Here is a 17972-nt window from a genome sequence, read left to right as displayed (position 1 = left end):
CTGTCACCGGTGCAAACGACCCCTCCCGCAGCGGGTTACGCCGATCCCGGGGAAAAGTTCGCGACCTCAGCTGACCCCGACGATGGGCAGCCGCAGGGCGCCCGGAGCGGCCTCGGGGACCACCGGGTTCTTGGGCGCCACGGGCTGGATCCGGGCGTACGTCGACCCGAGCGGCGGTCGCTCGTCGGCCTCCCCCTTGTTGGGCCAGAAGGCCATCGCCCGCTCCGCCTGGGCGGTGATGGTCAGCGACGGGTTCACGCCGAGGTTGGCCGAGACGGCCGATCCGTCGACGACGTGCAGCCCCTCGTGGCCGTACATGCGCTGGTAGGCGTCGACGACCCCGGTCTCGGGCGAGTCGCCGATGGTGCACCCGCCGATGAAGTGGGCGGTGAGCGGACGGTTGAAGGGCTCGCCCACGTTGCCGCCCGGGGTGCCGCCGATGAGCGTGGCCATCCGGCGTACGACGTCGTAGGCGACCGGGATGTAGGTGGGGTTGGGCTCGCCGTGGCCCTGCGTGCTCGACATCCGCCAGCCGAACGGGGTCCGGACCCCCACCGTGGTGATCGAGTTGTCGAGGGTCTGCATCACCAGCGCGATGACGGAGCGCTCCGACCAGTGCTTCATGTCGTAGAGGTCGAGCGCGCTGCGGCGCTGGGTCCACAGCTCCTTGAGCCACGACCTCCAGCGCGACTGGCCCTCGATCTCGTCGGCCAGCACCGTCTGCAGGAGGGCCATGAAGTTGGAGCCCTTGCCGTAGCGCACCGGCTCGACGTGCGTGTCCGCGTCGGGGTGGAACGAGGAGGTGATGGCGACGCCCTGGCTGTAGTCGACGGTGATGTCGGGCGCCAGCGCACCGAGGATCGCCTCGGAGTTGGTGCGCGTGAGGCTGCCCAGGCGGTCGCTGACGTGGGGCAGGTCGCCCTCGCCCTTGAGCTTGTGCAGCAGCTTCTGGGTGCCGAGGGAGGCCGCCGAGAAGATCACCTGCTCGGCGGTGAAGGTCTTGGTGGCGCTGCGTCGCGACAGCTTGGCCTTGGTCCACCGGGTGTCGACCTCGTAGCCGCCGCCGTCGCGGGGACGCACGCGGGTGACCGTGGTGAGGGGGTGCACGACGGCGCCGGCCTGCTCGGCCAGGTGGAGGTAGTTCTTGACCAGGGTGTTCTTGGCGTTGTGCCGGCACCCGGTCATGCACTCCCCGCAGGCCTTGCACGGGTTGCGGTCGGGGCCGGCCCCACCGAAGAAGGGGTCGGGGACGCTCTCGCCGCCGATGCCGGGCTGCTGGCCGAAGAAGACGCCGACCGGCGTGGGGTGGAAGGTGTCGCCGACGCCCATGTCGATGGCGACCTGCTCCATCACCTCGTCGCTGGGGGTGCGGACGGGGTTGTCGATGACGCCGAGCATCCGCTTGGCCTGGTCGTAGTAGGGCGCCAGCTCGGACTTCCAGTCGGCGATGTGGGCCCACGAGGGGTCGCGGTAGAACGCGTCGAGCGGCTCGTAGAGCGTGTTGGCGTAGACCAGCGAGCCACCGCCGACCCCGGCGCCGGCCAGGATCATGCAGTCCTTGACCATGTCGATGCGCTGGATTCCGTAGCAGCCCGCCGCGGGGGCGAAGAGGTAGCGCTTCGCGTCGAAGCTGGTGGCCGCGAAGTCGGCGTCGGCGAAGCGGGCCCCGGCCTCGAGCACCGCGACCCGGTAGCCCTTCTCCGTCAGGCGCAGCGCGGAGACGGACCCGCCGAAGCCCGACCCGATGATGACGACGTCGTAGTCGAGCTCGTCCTGCTCGCCCATCACGCGCGACCCAGCTTCTTCATCAGCCGCAGCTGGGCGGTCATGATCTTGGCGTAGCGGTCGTCGGACATGCCGAGCATCGGGGCGAAGCGGATCAGCCGCTGGGTGGCGACCGACTGGGACTCGGTGTAGCGGTGGATGCCCTCGCTGCCCTGGCGGCGGCCCATCCCGGACTCGCGCATGCCACCCATCGGGGAGTCGATGCTGGCGAAGGTGGCCCCGAAGGCCTCGTTGATGTTGACGGTGCCGCAGGTCACGTGGCGGGCGATCTCCCGGCCCCGGGCGCCGTCCTGGGTGTAGATCGACGCGTTGAGGCCGTACTCCCCCGCGTTGGCTCGCGCGACGGCGTCGGCCTCGTCGTGGAAGCGGTAGAGCGAGATCACCGGACCGAAGGTCTCCTGGCCGAAGCAGGTCATGTCGGGCGTGACGCCCTCGAGGATGGTCGGCTCGAAGAAGTAGGGCCCCAGGTCGGGGCGCGCCCGGCCGCCGGCGAGGACCCGGGCGCCCTTGGCGACGGCGTCGTCCACGTGGGCCTGGACGGTGTCGAGCTGCGCCCGGGAGACCAGCGAGCCCATGTCGACGCCCCACTCGAGGCTGGCGCCCAGCGTCATCGCCTGGGTACGGGCCACGAAGCGCTCCACGAACCGGTCGTAGACCTGGTCGGCGACGAACATCCGCTCCATGGACACGCACAGCTGGCCGGCGTTGGAGAACGACGCCCGGACGGCGCCCTCGGCGGCCTTCTCGAGGTCGGCGTCGCGCAGCACCAGGATCGGGTTCTTGCCCCCGAGCTCCAGCGAGCAGCCGATGAGCCGCTCGGCGCACCGGGCGGCGATGATCCGGCCGGTCGCCGTGGAGCCGGTGAAGCAGACGTAGTCGGCGCCGTCGATGATCGGCGGGCCGAGCTCGGGACCCGGTCCGGCGACGACCTGCCACAGGTCCTGCGGGAAGCCGGCCTCCTCGAGCAGCTGGGCGGCGAGCAGCGCCGAGAGCATCGTCTGGGCGTCCGGCTTGGCGACCACGGCGTTGCCGGCAAGCAGGGCCGGCAGGCCGTCGCACAGCGCCATGGTGAACGGGTAGTTCCAGGGCGAGATGATCCCGACGACGCCCTTGGGGACCCGGTTGACCTCGACGCGGGTGAGGCCGGGCACCACGCCGAGCTTGCGCTCGGTGTCGAGGTGCTGGTGCGCGGTGCGGGCGTAGTAGCGCGCCGTGAGCGCGATGTGGAGCGGTTCGTCGAAGGCGTGCTTGCGGGCCTTGCCCGACTCCAGCACGACCAGGTCGATGATCTCCTCCTGGCGATCGAGCACCAGGTCGTGCAGGCGCAGCAGCATCGCGGCCCGCTCGTCGAGGGAGGTGCGGGCCCACGCGGCCTGCGCCCGGCGCGCGCGGACGTAGGCCTCCGCGACGTCGTCGGTGCTCGACTGCGGGACGTGGGCCAGCGGCCGGCCGTCCAGCGGGGAGGCGACCGGCACCGTCCGCCCGGTGGTGGCCACGATGCGGCGGGTGAGCGCCGCGACGTACTCCGGCTCCAGTGCGTACGCCGCCCTGGGGTCGTGCTCGGGGTCGTGCGGGCCGTCCACGAGGGGGCCGGAGGCAGGGGTGTGCTCGCTCATGGCCCGAGGGTAGGCCGGTCCCCGAGGCGTTGCTACCCGTTGGTCACATTGTCCCGGTATTCGACATCCGGCAGGGTTTTGTCAAGTCCGTCGGAGCGTGCCGGGCGCCGCAGGTCACCCGACGACGACCTCGACCCGCTGGAACTCCTTGAGATCGGTGTAGCCGGTCGTGGCCATCGAGCGACGGAGCGCACCGATGAGGTTCATGGTGCCGTCGGCGACACGGGAGGGACCGAAGAGGATCTCCTCCATCGAGCCGACCGGCCCGAACTCCACGCGCTGGCCACGCGGCAGGTCGGGGTGGTGCGCCTCGCCGCCCCAGTGGAAGCCGCGGCCGGGGGCATCGGTGGCCCTGGCCAGCGGCGAGCCGACCATCACGGCGTCGGCGCCGCAGGCGATGGCCTTGGCCACGTCGCCCGAGCGGCCGATGGACCCGTCCGCGATCACGTGGACGTAGCGGCCGCCCGACTCGTCGAGGTAGTCGCGTCGCGCGGCAGCGACGTCGGCGACGGCCGAGGCCATCGGGACGGCGATGCCGAGCACGGTGCGCGTGGTGTGGGCGGCGCCGCCACCGAAGCCGACGAGGACACCGGCGGCACCGGTGCGCATGAGGTGCAGGGCCGCCTGGTGGGTCGCGCAGCCACCCACGACGACCGGGACGTCGAGCTCGTAGATGAACTCCTTGAGGTTCAGCGGCTCGCTCTGCGAGGAGACGTGCTCGGCGCTCACCGTGGTCCCACGGATGACGAACATGTCGACACCGGCGTCCACCACGGTCTTGGCGAACTCCTTGGTCCGCTGCGGCGACAGGGACCCGGCGACGGTCACCCCGGCGTCGCGCACCTGGTTGAGCCGGGCAGTGATGAGCTCGGCACGGATCGGCTCGGCGTAGATCTCCTGCATCCGGCGGGTGGCGTCGCTGCCCTGCAGGCCGGCGACCTCCTCGAGCAGGTCGGACGGGTCGTCGTACCGCGTCCACAGGCCCTCGAGGTTGAGCACCCCGAGCCCGCCGAGGCGGCCGAACGCGATCGCGGTCGCCGGCGACATCACCGAGTCCATGGGGGCGCCCAGCACGGGCAGGTCGAACCGGTAGGCGTCGATCTGCCAGGCGGTGCTGATCTCCTCGGGGTCGCGCGTGCGCCGGGAGGGCACGATCGCGATGTCGTCGAAGGAGTAGGCGCGACGGGCGCGCTTGGCTCGGCCGATCTCGATCTCAGTCACGCGGTGCAGCCTATCGGCCGCCTCCCCCGCGATCCTTCGGCCTCGTCCACCGGGCCCGGTGGCACGATCGCCGCCATGCCCTCCTCCTTCACCAGCACCGTCGGCGCCGCCGACCCCGACCTCGACACCCACCTCTCCGCAGCGCTGGACGTCGTCAACGCCGCCGCCACGCCGGGCATCGACGCCGCCGAGGAGCTGACCGTCCGGATCACCGACGGGGAGGGTGCCCTGGTCGCCGGCATCAGCGGGTGGACGTGGGGGGTGGCCGCCGGCATCGGCATGACCTGGGTGCGCGCCGACGTGCGGGCCGCGGGCCTCGGCTCGCGCCTGCTCACCGACTTCGAGGCCGAGGCGCTGCGGCGCGGCTGCGCGCACGTGTTCGTCACGTCGTTCACCTTCCAGGCGCCCGCCTTCTACGCACGGCACGGCTACGTCGAGTTCGCCCGCTGGCAGGACGTGCCCCGCGTGGGAGAGGCCGACGTGCACCTGAAGAAGATCCTCCCGGGTCCGGGAGCTCCGGATAAATCTCCACAGTTATCCACATAGACTTCCACAGCCTGTGGAGGTATCTTCGAGTTCCCACCTACGAAAGGCTCCCTGATGCTCAAGCGCCACCTGGCCGGCCCCGTTGCCGGTGCCCTCGTCGCCGCCGCGCTCGCCACGGCCCCGATCGCTCCCGCCAACGCCCAACGTGCCGCGGGCACCGACAGCCTGGGGGCCCTGCTCGCCGCCGACGGTCAGAAGCTGGACAAGAACTGGAAGGACTTCGACATCATCGAGGCCGCGGTCCTGGCCGTCGCCGATGCCAAGCCCGACACCCCGTTGCTCGCGCTGGTCGACGGCAAGAAGCGCCTCACCGCGTTCGCGCCCACCGACCTGGCCTTCCGCAAGCTCGTCACCGACCTGACGGGCACCGCGCCGAAGACCGAGAAGGCGACCGTGGAGGCCATCGTCGCGACGTACGACATCGACACGATCGAGTCCGTGCTGCTCTACCACGTGGTCGCGGGTGCGACGCTCGACTCCGCCAAGGTCGTGGCCGCCGCCAAGAAGGGCTCGAAGATCACCATGGCCAACGGCGCCACGATCCGGGTCAAGATCACGAAGGGCAAGGTCGTCCTCGTCGACAAGGACAAGAACGACCGCGACGCCCGGGCCATCCCGATGCTGCTCGACCTGAACAAGGGCAACCGCCAGATCGGTCACGGCATCGACCGCGTGCTGCGTCCGCTCGACCTCTGATCGACCCCTGATCGACCGAGGCAACCAGCCAGGAAGCCGTGTCCGGGGGTGTCCCCCCGCCCCGGGCACGGCTCCTCGCACCGACGGGACCCCATGACGACCTTCCTCTCCATCGGAGAGCTCTCCTCCCGTACGGGAGTGACGCCCTCCACCCTCCGGATCTGGGAGGAGCGGCACGGCTTCCCGGTCCCCACGCGGCTCGAGTCCGGGCACCGCCGCTACGACGAGGGCGACGCCGCGCTGGTGAGGGAGGTCGCGCGGCTGCGTGACTCGGGCATGCGCCTGGACGCCGCGATCACCGCCGCACGTCGCGAGGCGGTCCACCAGGAACAGGTGGCCTCCGGCCCGCGGCCCCGCTCGGTCCACGCCCACCTGCTGCGCCAGGACCCCTCCCTGCCGGTCCACCGCCTGACCAAGCGCACCCTGATCGGCCTGTCRCACGCCATCGAGGACGAGTTCTGCGTCCGGGCCCACGACGRCCACCTCTTCGGGCTCTTCCAGCGTCCCCAGCACTTCACCCCCGCCCGGGCGCGCTGGCGCGAGCTGGCCCTGCTCGCCCGCTCCACCCACGTGTACGCCGACTTCCCCGCCGGCGCCCGCGACGAGGACGACCTGCACCTGATCACCCTCCCGGAGCGCTCCCCGCTGCTGCGCGAGTGGGCCGTGGTCTGCGACGCGGTCGAGGCCCCCATCGCCCTCACCGCGTGGGAGGTGCCCGGACAGATCGGCGTCCCGGAGCTGCACCGCCTGTTCGAGGCCACCTGGACGATGGCGCCCCGTCTCGTCCGCGAGGCCGCGCGGGTGTGTGCGGCCGCGGCCGACGATGCCGACGGACCCCAGCTCGTCGAGGCGCTGGCCGCGCCCGCGAGCACCGACGCGGCCGACCCCGTCCTCGCCGCCGCCTTCTTCAACCGCGCCGTGGCCTACCTGGACCGCGGCTGAGGCGTCAGGCTCCGGAGTAGTTGGGGGCCTCGACGGTCATCTGCACCCCGTGCGGGTGGCTCTCCTTGAGCGAGGCCGAGGTGATCCGCACGAAGCGGCCCTTGTCCTGCAGCTCGGGGACGGTGCGTGCGCCGACGTAGAACATCGACTGGTTGAGCCCGCCGATGAGCTGGTGGGCGACCGCGCCGAGCGGCCCGCGGTAGGCGACCTGGCCCTCGATGCCCTCGGGCACGATCTTGTCGTCGCTCGTGACCTCGGCCTGGAAGTAGCGGTCCTTGGAGTAGGACTTCTTGCCGCGGCTCGACATCGCCCCGAGCGAACCCATGCCCCGGTAGGACTTGAACTGCTTGCCGTTGACGAAGACCAGCTCGCCGGGCGACTCCTCGCAGCCCGCGAGCAGCGAGCCGAGCATGACGGCGTCCGCGCCGGCGACGAGCGCCTTGGCGATCTCGCCCGAGTGCTTCATGCCACCGTCGGCGATGACGGGCACTCCCGCGGGCTTGGCGGCCAGTGACGCCTCGTAGACGGCCGTGACCTGCGGGACGCCCACCCCGGTGACGACGCGGGTGGTGCAGATCGACCCCGGGCCCACCCCCACCTTGACCGCGTCGGCGCCGGCGTCGACGAACGCCTGGGCGCCCGCGCGGGTGGCCACGTTGCCGCCGATCACCTGGACGTGCCGGGTGGCGGGGTCGCTCTTGAGCCGGCGGACCATGTCGAGCAGCAGGTGCACGTGGCCGTGCGCGGTGTCGGCGACGAGCACGTCGACACCGGCCTCGACCAGGGTGGTGGCCCGCTCCCAGGCGTCGCCGAAGTAGCCGATCGCGGCACCGACGAGGAGCCGGCCGTCCCCGTCGTACGACGCGTGCGGGAACTGCTCGCCCTTGACGAAGTCCTTCACGGTGATGAGGCCCCCGAGCCGGCCCTGCTCGTCGACGAGCGGGAGGCGCTCGCGCTTGTGCCGGCGCAGCAGGGTGGTCGCGTCGTCGCGGGAGATGCCGATGGTGCCGGTGATGAGGCCCTCGGAGGTCATCACCTCGTCGACCTTCGTGGTCGCCCACTCCGCCACCGGGGTGAAGCGAAGGTCGCGGTTGGTGATGATGCCGAGCAGGTGCCCGTCCACGTCGACGACCGGCAGGCCCGAGACGCGGTACTCGCCGCAGATGCGGTCGAGCTCCTCGAGGGTGGCGTCGGGGCCGATGGTGACGGGGTTGGAGATGATCCCGGTCTGGGTCCGCTTGACGAGGTCGACCTGGTAGGCCTGGTCGGCGATCGACAGGTTGCGGTGCAGCACGCCGAGGCCGCCCTCGCGGGCCATCGCGATGGCCATCCGCGACTCGGTGACGGTGTCCATGGCCGCGCTGACCAGCGGGACGCGCAGCGAGATCTCCCGGGTCAGCCGGCTCGTGGTGTCGATCTCGTCGGGCGCGAGGTCCGACTCGCCCGGCAGCAGGAGGACGTCGTCGTAGGTGAGGCCGAGGGCCGCGAACTTCTCCGGGATCTCCACTCCCCCATCCTACGGGCCGTCAGCGACGGGCCCCCTCCAGGTCTCGCAGCGGGACGCGCACGGTCAGGCTGTCACCGGACATCCGGATCCGGCCCCGCAGACCGGAGCCGAGCACCATCGGCAGGACGGCCTGGTTGTCGGCGCTCGTCACCAGCACCAGCTCGTCGTCACCGAGCCCGGCGGCGGCCCGGGCGGCCTCCAGGAGCAGCCGCGAGCCGATGCCGCGCCGGCGCCAGGCCGGGTCCACCTCCAGGTGCAGGTGGCGGGAGCCGGGGGCCACCATCTCGGCGAGCACCGCGCGACCGACCGTCGTACCGTCCACCAGCGCCGAGACCCCGTGGCTCGACGCGACGAGCTCCGGCGTCGCTCCCGTGCCCAGCCGGCGGCCGGGCTCCGGCCTGGTCATCGCGTCGCGGCTGCGCGCCAGGACGTCGCTCACCAGCTCGGCGAGCGCGACGCCCCGCGCGTGCTCGGTGGCGGTGAACGGCGCCCGCCGGTGCACCTGGACCGAGACGTCGCTGACCGTCATCTCCATCGAGTCGTGGTCGGATCCCGCCTCACCCGGCTCGGCCTCCGCGTCGAAGAGCTGCGCGACCACCTCGGGGAACCGCGCCGGCTGGGCGAGGATCGTGCGGGCGGCCGCGACGTACCGGGCGGGCTGGTCGACCAGCGCCGCCTCCGTGCACGGGTGCGACACCACGGCACGGGCGCCGGCGCGCTCCACGAGGGACGCGATGTCGTCCACGTCCCATCCCTCCGGCACCTCGAGCACCAGCTCGTCGGTCACCGAGTCGATCCCCGGGAACACCTGCAGTCCCAGGATGTTGACGCCCGCTGCCCCGCACTCGCTCGCCAGCGTCGCCAGCGCACCGGGTCGGTCCGGCAGCGTCAGCCGCACTCTCCACAACATGGGCTCCCCCTCGTCTCGTCGTCCGGGCTCCAGCGTGCGTGTCGCGTGTTGCGGGTCGGAAGCCTGCATGTTTCGCCGATGAAAACCCTCCGCCGAGCGGTCCACTCCCCGTACGGATGAGGTGTCGGCGAGGGGCGGTGGAGAACAATGGGCGCACTGTGACCCCCGGATGCCGCTCGTGCCCCTCGCCCGCCTGACCGTCTGGGTCGCGGCGGTGGCGGCCGTGCTGGCCCGGTTCCCCTCCGCGATGTGGCCGCTCCGCCCCGACGAGGCCGGCTTCCTGCTCGTCGCCCGCAGCTGGGCCCCGACGCCGGACAGCGTCTACGGCCCCTACTTCGTCGACCGGCCCCCGGAGATCATCGCCCTGATCCGGCTCACCGACTGGCTGGGAGGCCCCTACGCCCTGCGCCTGCTCGCCGCCGTCGGGATCCTGGCGTTCGTGCTGCTCACGGCCGCCACGGCCCGGCGCATCGCGACGTACGCCGCGGGGCTGGACCCCGACCGTGCCGACCGGGTCGCGGCGTGGACCGCCGTCGCGGCGGCCGGGCTGGTGTCCAACGCGGGCATCGACGTCGTCTCCGCCAAGGGCGAGCACCTCGGGATCCCCCTGATCATGGGCTCCTGCTGGCTGGCGCTGGCCGCCCTGGAGCGGCGCTCGACGCGGCTGGCGTTCGTCTCGGGCCTCGTGGCGCTGCTCGCCGTGGGTCTCAAGCAGAGCCTGGTGGGCGGGCTGGTCTTCGGCGCCGTCCTGCTGCTGGGCAGTGCCCTCGCCGACCGCCGGTCCTGGCGCGCGCACCTCCGGCTGGGCATCGCCGCCGGCCTCGGTGCCGCGGTCCCGGTGGTGGTGACGATCGGGTGGGCGCTCGTCGCAGGCGTCGACCTCGGCACGCTCTGGTACGCCGTGGTCGGCTTCCGGCCCGACGCCGACGCCGTGCTGGCGTCCCAGCCGAGCGACACCATCGACCAGCGGGCCGTGCAGATGCGCGAGCTGGTCATGGAGACCGGGATGGCCTTCCTCGTGGCCTGGTTCGTCCTGCACCTGCCCCGGCTGGCCCGTCGGCTCCCGGTGCCCACCGCCGCCGTCACCGCCATGCTCGTCGTCGACGTGGTCGCGGTCGTGGAGAGCGGCAGCTGGTGGACGACGTACCTCGTGGTCCTCGTGGGGCCGGTGGCGCTGGCCACCGCCCTGGTGCTCACCGTCGAGCGCGGCCCGCAGCGCACCCGCACCTGGCAGCGGGTCACGGCCGGCGTCACCCAGGCCCTCGTCGTCCTGGTGGTGCTGAGCAGCCTGGACTCGCTGTGGCGCTGGTGGGACAGCACCGACCAGCGCTACCGCCCCGTCGAGTACTACGCCGGCGAGGCCATCGGGCGCGCGGCGCGTCCCGGCGACACCCTCGTCGTCTACGGCGGGCGCGCCGACATCCAGTGGGCCAGCGGGCTGCGATCGCCGTACCCGCACCTCTGGTCGCTACCGATGCGCACCCTCGATCCCGACCTCACCGAGCTCCGCGACCTGCTCACCGGTCCCGCGGCACCGACGTGGTTCGTGGAGTTCACCGCCCTCGACACCTGGTCCGAGAGCGGGACCGAGCGGATCGGCGAGGAGCTGCTCGAGCGCTACCAGTACGTCGCCACCGTGTGCGACGAGTACCGCGTCTACCACCTCAAGAGCCTCGAGCGGCCCGTCCTCGACAGCCGGTGCACCGAGCCGTGGCGCGAGGGCCTGGCCTCGCTGCGCGACTGAGTCGGGTCGGTGCGCGGGACGATGCAACCTCCCGGGCGTCCCACCGCGTTGTACCGGGCATGGAGCGAGTGAGCGATGCGTGACGAGGCGGAGTTCGTCGAGTTCGCGCACAGTGCCCGGGGGCGGTTGCGACGGACGGCGTACCTCATGTGCGGCGACTGGGACCAGGCCTCCGACCACGTCCAGGAGGGCCTGATCCGCGTGTACGTCGCGTGGCCGCGGCTGCACCGCGCGGGACGGGAGTACGCCTACGCCCGCAAGGCCGTCGTGAGCGCCTTCCTCGACCACCGACGGCGCCGGTCCAGCTCGGAGGTGCCGACCGAGCCCGACACCGGACTGCCGGCCGGCGACGACGTCGCCGAGACGGTCGTCGCCCGGGAGGCCCTGATGCGGGCGCTGGCCGACCTGCCACCGCGGCAACGGGCCTGCGTGGTGCTGCGCTACTTCGAGGACCTGAGCGTCGCCGACACCGCGTCCGCCCTCGGGTGCAGCGAGGGCACCGTCAAGAGCCAGACATCGAGGGCCCTGGGCTCGCTGCGCTCCATGTTCGAGGACTCGCCGCTCGGCGAGCTGACTGCCGGAGGAGCCACACCATGGTGAACGAGCTGCGAGAGCTGCTGCGCGACAACGTCGCCGCGCCCCCACCCGAGCCCACGGACCTCGCGTCCGTCCTGACCACCGGTCGGCGTCGTGTGCGCCGCCGTCGTCGCGCGGTCACCGGAGGCGTGGCCCTGGCCACGGCCGGGGTGGTCTCGCTCGGGTCGTGGGCGTGGTTGGACCCCGCCCCGCCGGACCTCGGCACGGCGGGCGTCCCGGTGCCCCCCGGTCAGGTGCTCCGGCTCTCCGACGCCGCGCCGGCCGTCGAGGGGCGCGACTACGACGTGCTGACGTCGTACACCAACGAGAACCTCGACGCCGACAACGGCGAGTACCTCGACGGCGTCACCGACGACGGGCTGGTGCTCTTCCGCGACGGGCCGAGCATGGACCAGCGCCGGGCGCGCTACGCCCTGATGGACCCGGCGAGCGGGGCCAAGGACTGGTTGCCGGACCCCCCGACCCAGGGCGAGCAGGTCTGGCCGGTCGACCTGGGCGAGGACGTGCTGCTGTGGAGCCGCACGGCGTACGACCCCGACGCGGACTTCTCCGACGGTGAGATGCGCGGTGACCTCGTGGTCATGGCCTTCGACCGGAGCACCCGGACCTGGTCCACGACGTCGTGGCCCGACCTGCCGCAGGTGGACTTCCCGAAGGCCGACCTCGGCCCCAACGGACGCCTGTACGTCTCCGTCCCGGCGACCGCGGGCCAGGTCCCGGAGGGCGGCTGGCCGATGGGACCGGACGGCGAGGCGGAGGACGCCGACGCCCAGGGCGACACCTTCGAGCTCTGGTCGGTGTCGCTGACCGACCCGGCCGACGTCCGCGACGAGGGGCTGCGCGTCGGCGACGTCGCCTTCACCGGCTCCTCCATCGTGTGGACCGACGCCACCAACGGCGACAGCGGGATGGTGCACGTCCGCGACCTGGCCACCGGCGCGGAGCGGACCTTCGACGCGAAGCCCGGCGAGCGCTGCAACCTGCTGTCGTTCGGTGCGACCGACGACCGGATCGTGATGGGCCAGTACTGCGGCACCTACGAGGACGGGGTGCGTGACGACCGGGTGCAGGTGCTGAGCACCTCGGGCGAGCAGGTCACCACGATCCAGGACAGCGGCATCGACGGTGCGCTGGCCAGCGGGGGCGACCCCGGCCTGGTGGCGGTGACGTCCTACCAGCGCGGCGCCGAGGGGACCTACGTCTACGACCTGGCCGAGGACCGCTTCGTGCGGGTGAGCGACTCGGTGTCGCAGTGGGGACTGGGCGGTCCGGCCCCGGAGGGCGACCTCATGTGGCACACCGCGACCAATCGCGGCAAGGGCGCCACCCAGGTCGTCGCCGAGTGGCGCGACTGACCGCGCCGACATGCGCGAAGGCCGCCGCCTCCCGGAGGGAGACGGCGGCCTTCGTGGTGGTGCAGGGGCTCAGTGGCCGTGCCCGTGACCGTGGCCACCCGCGGCGGCGGGCTCCTCGTCCTCGGGCTTCTCGACGATGAGCGTCTCGGTCGTGAGCAGCATGCCCGCGATCGAGGTGGCGTTGACCAGCGCGGAGCGGGTGACCTTGACCGGGTCCAGGACGCCCTGGGCGACCAGGTCGCCGTACTCCTCGGTGGCGGCGTTGTAGCCGTTGCCGATGCCGAGCTCGCGGACCTTGGTGGTGACGACGTAGCCGTTGACCCCACCGTTCTCGGCGATCCAGCGCAGCGGCTCGTCGGCGGACTTGCGCACGATGCGCACGCCGACGGCCTCGTCACCGGTGAGGCCGAGGTTGTCCTCGAGCACCGAGACGGCGTGGATGAGCGCGGAGCCACCGCCGGGGACGATGCCCTCCTCGATGGCGGCACGCGTCGCGGACACGGCGTCCTCGATGCGGTGCTTCTTCTCCTTGAGCTCCACCTCGGTGGCGGCGCCGACCTTGATGACGCAGACGCCGCCGGCCAGCTTGGCCAGCCGCTCCTGCAGCTTCTCGCGGTCCCAGTCGGAGTCGCTGTTCTCGATCTCGGCCTTGATCTGGTTGACGCGGCCCTCGACGGCACCGGAGTCGCCGGCGCCCTCGATGATCGTGGTGTTGTCCTTGGTGATCACGACGCGGCGGGCCTGGCCCAGCACCTCGAGACCCACCTGGTCGAGCTTGAGCCCGACCTCGGGAGCGACGACCTGGCCGCCGGTCAGCACCGCGATGTCCTGCATCATCGCCTTGCGGCGGTCACCGAAGGCGGGGCTCTTGACCGCGACGGCGTTGAACGTGCCGCGGATCTTGTTGACCACCAGGGTCGAGAGCGCCTCGCCCTCGACGTCCTCGGCGAGGATGAAGAGCGGCTTGCCCGCGGCGATGACCTTCTCGAGCAGGGGCAGCAGCTCGGAGATCGAGGAGATCTTGCCCTGGTGCAGGAGGATGTAGGCGTCGTCGAGGACGGCCTCCATGCGCTCGGGGTCGGTGACGAAGTAGGCCGACAGGTAGCCCTTGTCGAACTGCATGCCCTCGGTGAACTCGAGCTCGGTGCCCATGGTGTTGGACTCCTCGACCGTGATCACGCCGTCCTTGCCGACCTTGTCGAAGGCCTCGGCGAGCAGCTCGCCGATGTGGCTGTCGCGCGACGAGATCGTCGCGACCGAGGCCATGTCCTCCTTGGACTCGACCTCCCGGGCGGCCTCGCGCAGCGCGTCGCCCACGGCCTCGGCGGCGGCGTCCATGCCCCGCTTGAGACCCATCGGGTTGGCGCCGGCGGCCACGGCGCGCAGGCCCTCGTGGACCATCGCCTGGGCGAGCACGGTCGCGGTCGTCGTGCCGTCACCGGCGACGTCGTTGGTCTTGGTCGCGACCTCCTTGGTGAGCTGGGCACCGAGGTTCTCGAACGGGTCGTCCAGCTCGATCTCACGCGCGACGGTCACACCGTCGTTGGTGATGGTCGGCGCGCCCCACTTCTTGTCGAGGACGACGTAGCGGCCCTTGGGGCCGAGCGTCACCTTGACGGCGTTGGCGAGGGCGTCGACGCCGCGCTCGAGGGCGCGTCGGGCGTTCTCGTCGAACTCCAGGATCTTGGGCATTCAGGTGCTCCTTGGTGGAGAGGGAGGTGAAAAGGGAGATAGTCCGTGACGWTCGGACCCTCGGCAGCCTCGCCGCAGGGTCCGATCGTCACGGACTATCGGAGATCAGGAGACGACGGCGAGGACGTCGCGCGCGCTGAGGATGAGGTACTCGGCGCCGGCGTACTTGACCTCGGTGCCGCCGTACTTGCTGTAGATGACCTTGTCGCCCACGGCGACGTCGAGCGGGACGCGGTTGCCGTTGTCGTCGATGCGACCCGGGCCGATGGCCAGGACCTCGCCCTCCTGGGGCTTCTCCTTGGCCGTGTCCGGGATGACCAGGCCGGAGGCCGTGGTCTGCTCGGCGTCGAGCGGCTGGACGACGATGCGGTCCTCGAGGGGCTTGATGTTGACCGACACTTCGGATCAACCTCCACTTTCCACGTTAGGTCGAGAGGGACTCGAGAGCGATTGCTCTCGCACGTTGGGGCTTGCTCTGGCGCACGCCGTCGCGGGGGTCGTACGTCGTTGCAAGCACTGGCACCCTCATGGTGAGAGTGCCAAGTCAGACGCTAGCACTCCCCCCTCCCGAGTGCCAGCAGCAGCCCTCAGACGAACGCGCCCTGGACGACGAGCGCGCGGGCGGTGCGCGTCCGGCCCCGCTGCTCGAGCTCGCCCGTCAGCTTCGTGCGGATGTCCATCTGCCCGGTCTGCCGGTCCGCGGGGACCTCGAAGACCACCACCTGCGGGTCGAACGGGTCCGGCTCGACCGAGTCGGGCAGCAGGTCGTTGGCGGCGTACACCTCGACGGGCTCCTCGAAGCCGAGTCCGTACGACGTCTCGACGCCGTCGTCGCCCACCTCGTAGGTGCCGCGCCGGCCCTCGAAGGCGGTCGGCGGGCCCGGGATGACGCTCACGACCAGCCACTGCGAGCCCGCCGGCGCCCAGCCCAGGCCGGCGACGTAGGGGTGCGTGACCGAGGAGCGCACGAAGCAGCCCGACTCCGCCCCGTCGACCGCGGCGGCGCCGGGGCTCCAGAGCTGGTCCCCGCACGGGGCGCCCGGGCGGGCGAAGGACGCGTCGTAGAGCGGCGCGGCGTCCCCGGTGGTGACGTCGGCGGTGTCCGCGTCGATGGTCTGGGCGACGCCGTCGTAGGTCACGCTGACGCTGACCTCCTCGGCGCCCTCGGGCAGCGCGACGTACTCACGACGGGCACCAGGGGAGATCTCGGTGCCGTCCACCCACCCCGTCAGCGCGGGGAGCTGCCATGTCTCGCCGTCGGCCGTGACGCCGAACGTGGGGTCCTCGAGCGACGCGTCGGGGAGCCGGTCGACCGGCACGGTGTCGTCGGTGGCGCGCAGCTCGACCTGGACGCCGACGAAGCGACCCTGCAGGGTGCCGTCCCCCGTGTCGACGCTGTCCAGGGGCTCGGTGACCGTCACCTGGAGCCGTCCCCACGRCACCCGCACGTCCGTGCTGCGGCCCACCAGCAGTCCGTCGGCGCGCTGCTCGACGAGGGTGCCTGGCGTGGTGCCGGACTCCTCGCGCTGGGAGAGCCAGATGCCGCCACCGGCCAGGGCGGCGATGAGGATCACGGGTACGAGGACGATCAGCAGCTTGCGCACGGAGGAGAACCTGCCACGTCGGGGGCGCGGAGGTACACCGATCCGCCTGACAGGATGCGTGCGTGGACCTCGAGACGCTGGCCTGGCTCCGGACCGATGCCGGCCGGCGACTGCTGGAGGAGGCGACCCGGGCATGGGTCGATCATGACGGTGACCCGGTCCGCGCCGCGACGTCGGTACGCCGCCTCGAGCCGGACCCCGACCGGGCGGCGGCCGCCACGACCCAGGTGCAGCTGCGCGCCAGGGCGGTCGCGAAGTTCGGCGACCTGGCGCCGCTGATGTTCTTCACCCCCGACGCGCTCGAGCAGGCGACCAGGTTCCGGGTGGCCGAGCACCGGGCCGCACGGCTCGCGGCCGCCCGACCCTCCAGCGTCATCGACCTCGGGTGCGGCATCGGGGGCGACCTGCTGGCCTTCGCCCGGGCCGGGCTGACCACCGCGGGGGTGGATCTCGACCCGTTGCGGGTGGCCATCGCCCGGGCCAACCTCGAGGCCCTCGGCCTGCCCGGTGCCGTCCAGGTCGCCGACGCCACCACCCTCGACGTGTCCGCCTTCGGTGCCGTGTTCGCCGATCCTGCCCGCCGTGGCGCACGCGGCCGGGTGTTCGACGCCGAGGGCTGGACCCCTCCCTGGCCCTTCGTGCTGGAGCTGCTCACCGGGTCGGCCGTGGTCAAGGTCGCCCCCGGCATCCCGCACGCGATGCTCCCTGGCGACATCGAGGCCGAGTGGGTGAGCGACGGCGGGGAGGTCAAGGAGGCCGCCCTGTGGTCGCCCCACCTGGCCACCACCCGCCGCCGCGCCACCGTCATCCCTTCGACAGGCTCAGGACAGGCGGCCGGGGGGCTGGCCAGCCTCACCGACGAGGACGACCCGTACGACGGCCGGCCGCGCCCGGTGCGCGACGTGGGGGCCTTCCTCTACGAGCCCGACGGCGCCGTCATCCGGGCCGGACTGGTCACCGCCGTGGCCGCCGGCGTCGGGGGCGGTCTGCTCGACGAGCACATCGCCTACGTGACCTCCGACGACGCGTTCCACTCCCCCTTCGCCCGCTCCTACCGGGTCCTCGAGGAGGTCCCCTACCGGGAGAAGCCGCTGCGGGCCGCGCTGCGCGAGCGCGGCATCGGCCGCCTGGCGATCAAGAAGCGCGGCGTCGACGTCGTCCCCGAGCAGCTCCGCAAGCGGCTCGCCCTCCGCGGCGACAACGAGGGGATCCTCGTCATGACACGCGTCCGGGGTGCCGGGACCGCGTTCCTGGTCGAGCCCCTCTAGCAGCCGCGCCGCTCGACGCCGGGCACGTCGACGGGCAACCGACCCGGAGCCTTCGCCCGGCCGAGCAGCACGTCGACCAGGACGGACATGGCGCCGGGGGTGTCGCCGTACGTCGCCAGCCGGACCGGCGCGCCGACGCTGCCGAGGACGTACGGCGTGTTGGTCGCGACCGCGACCTGGCCGTCGTACGTCGCGTCCTGGTAGCCGGTGAACCCGATGCTCGTGCCGGCCGCGAGCCGAGCATCCTCGGCGGCGGTCCAGCGGGCGAGCGCGGCGACCCGGCGCTTCTCGCGGGCCTTCCACGCCGCGYGGCGTCGCTCGAAGACCTTGACCTTCTCCTTCTTCGCGCGCCTCGGCGGCGGCTCCGCGGTCGTCAGCGACGCAGGGGCGGCCCGTCGGGTGAGGACGTCGAGGCCCGCCGCCCGGGCGGCCCCGGCGAAGTTGGCCACCGCCACCGGGTCGCCGACGGGCGTGACCGCACCACCCACG

The 17972-nt window shown here is 72.3% G+C and carries 16 protein-coding genes; 7 read left to right on the top strand and 9 right to left on the bottom strand.

Annotated elements, in window-relative coordinates; translation table 11 throughout:
• Positions 1 to 66 precede the first annotated feature (66 nt).
• The 3 genes from AC1DQF_RS10155 to AC1DQF_RS10145 form a co-directional block, all read right to left on the bottom strand.
• Positions 67 to 1785 (bottom strand): GMC oxidoreductase, encoded by a 1719-nt coding sequence (locus AC1DQF_RS10155; protein WP_477525108.1) that lies wholly within the window; start codon positions 1783 to 1785, stop codon positions 67 to 69.
• Entirely contained in the window at positions 1785 to 3401 is a 1617-nt protein-coding gene (locus AC1DQF_RS10150; protein WP_477525107.1) for a succinic semialdehyde dehydrogenase, read from the bottom strand. The genes AC1DQF_RS10155 and AC1DQF_RS10150 overlap by 1 nt, the downstream gene beginning before the upstream one ends.
• A 114-nt stretch (positions 3402 to 3515) precedes the next feature.
• The gene (locus AC1DQF_RS10145) at positions 3516 to 4622 is read right to left on the bottom strand and encodes a GuaB3 family IMP dehydrogenase-related protein (RefSeq protein WP_477525106.1); all 1107 of its coding nucleotides are present in this window, start codon (positions 4620 to 4622) and stop codon (positions 3516 to 3518) included.
• Positions 4623 to 4697: 75 nt separating this feature from the next.
• On the opposite strand from AC1DQF_RS10145, the gene AC1DQF_RS10140 reads away from it, so the two are divergent.
• The 3 genes from AC1DQF_RS10140 to AC1DQF_RS10130 all read left to right on the top strand — a co-directional run bounded on the left by AC1DQF_RS10140 (position 4698) and on the right by AC1DQF_RS10130 (position 6806).
• Positions 4698 to 5168: a GNAT family N-acetyltransferase gene (locus AC1DQF_RS10140; protein ID WP_477525105.1), complete on the top strand. Its 471-nt coding sequence runs from the start codon at positions 4698 to 4700 to the stop codon at positions 5166 to 5168.
• A gap of 54 nt (positions 5169 to 5222) precedes the next feature.
• Positions 5223 to 5864, top strand: coding sequence for a fasciclin domain-containing protein (locus AC1DQF_RS10135; protein ID WP_477525104.1), 642 nt, complete (start codon positions 5223 to 5225; stop codon positions 5862 to 5864).
• Positions 5865 to 5957: 93 nt separating this feature from the next.
• Entirely contained in the window at positions 5958 to 6806 is an 849-nt protein-coding gene (locus AC1DQF_RS10130) for a MerR family transcriptional regulator (protein WP_477525103.1), read from the top strand.
• Positions 6807 to 6810: 4 nt separating this feature from the next.
• Here the strand turns inward: AC1DQF_RS10130 and guaB are convergent, their stop codons facing one another.
• Positions 6811 to 8313: an IMP dehydrogenase gene (gene guaB, locus AC1DQF_RS10125; RefSeq protein WP_477525102.1), complete on the bottom strand. Its 1503-nt coding sequence runs from the start codon at positions 8311 to 8313 to the stop codon at positions 6811 to 6813.
• Between the two features lie 19 nt (positions 8314 to 8332).
• On the bottom strand, positions 8333 to 9223 hold the full coding sequence (locus tag AC1DQF_RS10120) for a GNAT family N-acetyltransferase (RefSeq protein WP_477525101.1): 891 nt from the start codon (positions 9221 to 9223) through the stop codon (positions 8333 to 8335).
• Between the two features lie 169 nt (positions 9224 to 9392).
• On the opposite strand from AC1DQF_RS10120, the gene AC1DQF_RS10115 reads away from it, so the two are divergent.
• From AC1DQF_RS10115 to AC1DQF_RS10105, 3 genes are all read left to right on the top strand, one after another.
• A complete protein-coding gene (locus tag AC1DQF_RS10115) occupies positions 9393 to 10967 on the top strand; it encodes an ArnT family glycosyltransferase (RefSeq protein WP_477525100.1) in 1575 nt (524 codons plus the stop codon).
• 75 nt (positions 10968 to 11042) lie between these two features.
• The gene (locus AC1DQF_RS10110; RefSeq protein ID WP_477525099.1) at positions 11043 to 11567 is read left to right on the top strand and encodes a SigE family RNA polymerase sigma factor; all 525 of its coding nucleotides are present in this window, start codon (positions 11043 to 11045) and stop codon (positions 11565 to 11567) included.
• Positions 11561 to 12919 carry a hypothetical protein gene (locus AC1DQF_RS10105; RefSeq protein WP_477525098.1) on the top strand — a complete coding sequence of 453 codons (1359 nt, stop codon included), beginning with the start codon at positions 11561 to 11563 and terminating at the stop codon, positions 12917 to 12919. The genes AC1DQF_RS10110 and AC1DQF_RS10105 overlap by 7 nt, the downstream gene beginning before the upstream one ends.
• Before the next feature lie 69 nt (positions 12920 to 12988).
• Here the strand turns inward: AC1DQF_RS10105 and groL are convergent, their stop codons facing one another.
• The 3 genes from groL to AC1DQF_RS10090 all read right to left on the bottom strand — a co-directional run bounded on the left by groL (position 12989) and on the right by AC1DQF_RS10090 (position 16215).
• Positions 12989 to 14611 (bottom strand): chaperonin GroEL, encoded by a 1623-nt coding sequence (groL, locus tag AC1DQF_RS10100; RefSeq protein ID WP_477525097.1) that lies wholly within the window; start codon positions 14609 to 14611, stop codon positions 12989 to 12991.
• Positions 14612 to 14716: 105 nt separating this feature from the next.
• Entirely contained in the window at positions 14717 to 15010 is a 294-nt protein-coding gene (gene groES, locus AC1DQF_RS10095) for a co-chaperone GroES (protein WP_056887203.1), read from the bottom strand.
• Between the two features lie 188 nt (positions 15011 to 15198).
• The gene (locus tag AC1DQF_RS10090; RefSeq protein ID WP_477525096.1) at positions 15199 to 16215 is read right to left on the bottom strand and encodes a hypothetical protein; all 1017 of its coding nucleotides are present in this window, start codon (positions 16213 to 16215) and stop codon (positions 15199 to 15201) included.
• A gap of 62 nt (positions 16216 to 16277) precedes the next feature.
• Here AC1DQF_RS10090 and AC1DQF_RS10085 point away from each other — a divergent pair, with 62 nt between their 5' ends.
• Positions 16278 to 17483, top strand: coding sequence for a class I SAM-dependent methyltransferase (locus AC1DQF_RS10085; protein WP_477525095.1), 1206 nt, complete (start codon positions 16278 to 16280; stop codon positions 17481 to 17483).
• Here the strand turns inward: AC1DQF_RS10085 and AC1DQF_RS10080 are convergent.
• The coding region (locus AC1DQF_RS10080) for a hypothetical protein (RefSeq protein WP_477525094.1) at positions 17480 to 17972 on the bottom strand (493 nt) is incomplete at its 5' end. The two genes, AC1DQF_RS10085 and AC1DQF_RS10080, sit on opposite strands and share 4 nt — an antisense overlap.

The sequence above is a fragment of the Nocardioides sp. P4_G4 genome, assembly GCF_056401085.1.
The sequence above is the reverse complement of the archived record's forward strand: the minus strand, read 5'-3'. Positions and strand labels throughout refer to the sequence as shown.

Coding starts and splice junctions, on each gene's coding strand:
- AC1DQF_RS10155 (WP_477525108.1), bottom strand. CDS start 1,785: ATGGGCGAGCAGGACGAGCTCGACTACGACGTCGTCATCATCGGGTCG.
- AC1DQF_RS10150 (WP_477525107.1), bottom strand. CDS start 3,401: ATGAGCGAGCACACCCCTGCCTCCGGCCCCCTCGTGGACGGCCCGCAC.
- AC1DQF_RS10140 (WP_477525105.1), top strand. CDS start 4,698: ATGCCCTCCTCCTTCACCAGCACCGTCGGCGCCGCCGACCCCGACCTC.
- AC1DQF_RS10135 (WP_477525104.1), top strand. CDS start 5,223: ATGCTCAAGCGCCACCTGGCCGGCCCCGTTGCCGGTGCCCTCGTCGCC.
- AC1DQF_RS10120 (WP_477525101.1), bottom strand. CDS start 9,223: ATGTTGTGGAGAGTGCGGCTGACGCTGCCGGACCGACCCGGTGCGCTG.
- AC1DQF_RS10115 (WP_477525100.1), top strand. CDS start 9,393: ATGCCGCTCGTGCCCCTCGCCCGCCTGACCGTCTGGGTCGCGGCGGTG.
- AC1DQF_RS10110 (WP_477525099.1), top strand. CDS start 11,043: ATGCGTGACGAGGCGGAGTTCGTCGAGTTCGCGCACAGTGCCCGGGGG.
- AC1DQF_RS10105 (WP_477525098.1), top strand. CDS start 11,561: ATGGTGAACGAGCTGCGAGAGCTGCTGCGCGACAACGTCGCCGCGCCC.
- groL (WP_477525097.1), bottom strand. CDS start 14,611: ATGCCCAAGATCCTGGAGTTCGACGAGAACGCCCGACGCGCCCTCGAG.